General features: G+C 64.3%; 3 protein-coding genes. All 3 read left to right on the forward strand.

Annotation, left to right across the window (positions count from 1 at the left end; translation table 11 throughout):
* Nucleotides 1–1267, forward strand: a 1267-nt coding sequence (locus VGD20_RS03320; protein ID WP_331133087.1) for a CocE/NonD family hydrolase, incomplete at its 5' end; no start/stop codon positions are given.
* A gap of 97 nt (nt 1268–1364) precedes the next feature.
* Nucleotides 1365–2507, forward strand: coding sequence for a dipeptidase (locus tag VGD20_RS03325; protein ID WP_331133088.1), 1143 nt, complete (start codon nt 1365–1367; stop codon nt 2505–2507).
* The coding region (locus VGD20_RS03330; protein WP_331133089.1) for a DUF1611 domain-containing protein at nt 2507–2815 on the forward strand (309 nt) is incomplete at its 3' end. The genes VGD20_RS03325 and VGD20_RS03330, both read left to right, overlap by 1 nt.

Here is a 2815-nt window from a genome sequence, read left to right on the forward strand (position 1 = left end):
CTATGGCGTCGACAACCCTGTCCGCGCGCAGCTACCCGGCGATATCGACGAGGCGACGCGCGCGCGTGCGACGCTCAACAACGACCTCGCCGCGACCAAGCCCAAGGTCGACTGGAACAAGCATATCAAGCACCTGCCGGTCGACACGCTGCTGTCGAGCCTGGGCGAACCGCCGCAGACCTTCGACGCGCTGATCGCGCGTACGCCCGCCGATCCGGCGTGGCGCGAGGGTGGGCTCTATCATGACGACATGGGCTGGGGCGTGCCGGCGCTGTGGTTCAACAGCTGGTACGACGTTTCGATCGGCCCGAACCTCGAGCTGTTCAACCACGCCCGCGCGAGCACCGGCGATGCCGAAGCCGCCGCGAACCAATATGCGGTAATCGCGCCGGTCACCCACTGCGGCTATTCGCGCCTCGGCAAGGATACCGTGGTCGGCGAACGTTCGATGGGCGACACGAGCTTCGACGTCGACGGCGCGGTCTTCGGCTGGTTCGACCGCTGGCTGAAGGGCAACGTCAAGGCGTTCCCCGACTCGACGCCGCACGTCCGCTATTTCGCGATGGGCGCCAACCAGTGGCGGAGCAACGAAAGCTGGCCGCCCAAGGGCACCAAGCCGCTACGCCTCTATCTCGACAGTGGCGGCGACGCGAACAGCCTCAACGGCGGAGGCCGCCTGGTCGCGGCGGCGCCGGGCACGGACACCCCCGACCGCTTCCGCTACGATCCGATGAATCCGGTGCCGACGGTGGGCGGCGGCGACTGCTGCAACGGCGGCATCGTGATCCCCGGCGCGTTCGACCAGCGCGGGGTCGAGATTCGCGACGACGTGCTCGTCTATTCGACCGAGCCGCTGACCGAAGCGATCGAGGTGAGCGGCTTCGTCGACGCGCTGCTGCACGTGTCGTCGAGCGCGCCCGATACCGATTTCGCGGTCAAGCTGGTCGATGTCGCGCCCGACGGCACCGCATGGATCATCGGCGATACGATCCTGCGCGCTCGCTACCGGGACGGCTTCGACAAGCCGGCGATGATGCGTCCGGGAGAGGTCTATCCGATCAGGCCGTCGCCGATCGCGACGAGCATCCGCTTCGGCGTCGGCCACCGCATTCGCATCGAAGTCACCTCGTCCAACTTTCCCAAATTCGTGCGCAACCTCAACACCGGCGGGCCGAACGAGCGCGAGAGCAAGGGTGTCGTCGCCACGAACAGCATTCACCATGCCCCGGGCCGCCTTTCCTATGTCGAATTGCCCGTGGTTCGATGAACATCAGGGCGATTCTTCGCCCTCGAAGGAAATGATTGACGATATCTAATTAGGACAATATCGTCCTGATCAGAAAATCCAACAATGGGGGACGACGATGTTATTTTCTCGACGACAGGCGATTTGCGCCGCCGGCGCGGCGCTCGCTGCCCCCCTCGCCGCGCCCTATGTCGCACGGGCGCAAATCCAGATCAGCCCGTTCACGAACCGCGCCTATTCCAAGCGCGTGATCGAGCTGGTCCAGCGCGCGGTCGTTGTCGACATGCTCGCACCGATCAAGATCGACTTCGAGCCGAGCTATTACACCAAGGCGCTGAGCGATAAGGAAACCGCGGATTTCCGCGCCAGCGGCATCAACGCCATCCATCACGCGGTGGGTATCGGCGGCCCGACAGCGAAGGAACAGGCGCTCAGCTTCTTCGCGATCTGGGGCAATTTCGTCGCGCGGAACAGCCATGTCTTCACCGGCGTCGACAAGTTCGCCGACATCCTGCGCGCCAAGAAGGACGGCAAGGTCGCGGTCATCATGGGCCTGCAGAATGCCGATCATTTCAACCGCCCTGCCGACGTCAAGACCTTCTACGAGATCGGCCAGCGTTGCGCGCAACTCACCTATAATTCGCAGAACCGCATCGGATCGGGATCGACCGAGCGCGTCGACGGCGGCGTCAGCGATTTCGGCGTCGAGATCATCAAGGCGATGAACGAAGTCGGCATGCTGGTCGACGTTTCGCATTCCGGCGACCGCACGACGCTCGACGCCATCGAAATTTCGCCCAAGCCGATCGCGATCACGCACAGCAATTGCCGCGCGCTGATCGATCACCCGCGCGTCAAGACCGACGAGGCGATCAAGGCGCTCGCTGCCAAGGGCGGGGTGATGGGCATCACCGGGGTGCGGAATTTCGTGAGCAAGACCGATCCGACGACGATCGTGAACTATGTCGACCATATCGACCATGTCGTGAAGCTCGTCGGGATCGATCATGTCGGCGTCGGCACCGATTCCGACCTCTATGGTTATGACGACACCTCGCCCGAGATGAACAAGATGCTGCGCGGCGCCTATAAGGACAGCTATGCCTTTCGCGAAAAGATCGACGTCGACGGTTTCGATCACCCGCTCAAGATGTTCGACCTGACCGAGGAACTGCTGCGCCGCAAATATTCCGACGCGAACATCCTTGCAGTGCTCGGCGGCAATTTCCAGCGGCTGCTGACCGCCACCTGGGGCGGCTGATGAACGCGCCCATCGACCGCATCGCCGGCGCCCTCATGCTGCCGCAGCCCTATGTGCTGTTCCTCGGCGACACGACCATCCCGGGTTTCGCAAAGACCGCCTTCGGGCTGAGGGATTGGGCGCCCGACAAATGCGTCGGCGAACTGCGCCTGCCCGGCGCCACCGTCACCACCGGGCTGGAAGCGCTCACCGCCGCCGAAGCGCATGCACGCGGCGCGCGGGCGCTGGTGATCGGCGTCGCCAACCTCGGCGGCGTAATCCCCGCGAACTGGCGCGCGTCGCTGATCGAAGCACTGGAGGCGGGGCTC

The organism is Sphingopyxis sp., from assembly GCF_036402335.1.
GTDB lineage: Bacteria > Pseudomonadota > Alphaproteobacteria > Sphingomonadales > Sphingomonadaceae > Sphingopyxis.

Coding starts and splice junctions, on each gene's coding strand:
- VGD20_RS03325 (WP_331133088.1), top strand. CDS start 1,365: ATGTTATTTTCTCGACGACAGGCGATTTGCGCCGCCGGCGCGGCGCTC.